We start from the raw sequence: 246 nt of genomic DNA, 5'->3' as shown, positions 1-246 counted from the left end.
CTTGGTAGGCCTTTACCCCACCAACTACCTAATCCCACTTGGGCTCATCTTATGGCAGGTGGCAAAAAGTCCCACCCTTTAATCTTCCGATACTATGCGGTATTAGCCATCGTTTCCAATGGTTATCCCCCTCCATAAGCCAGATTCCCAAGCATTACTCACCCGTCCGCCACTCGTCAGCATCGAAAGCAAGCTTTCAACCCGTTACCGTTCGACTTGCATGTGTTAAGCCTGCCGCCAGCGTTC

Annotated in this window: 1 rRNA gene; it reads right to left on the bottom strand. The window is 51.2% G+C overall.

From position 1 onward, the window contains the following. Nucleotides 1–246 (bottom strand): 16S ribosomal RNA (locus ACLS0A_RS11095); the annotation flags it as partial.

The sequence above is a fragment of the Avibacterium volantium genome (assembly GCF_049366555.1).
GTDB classification, from domain to species: domain Bacteria; phylum Pseudomonadota; class Gammaproteobacteria; order Enterobacterales; family Pasteurellaceae; genus Avibacterium; species Avibacterium volantium_A.
Note: the sequence above shows the minus strand (reverse complement) of the source record. Positions and strands in the feature narration are given on the sequence as shown.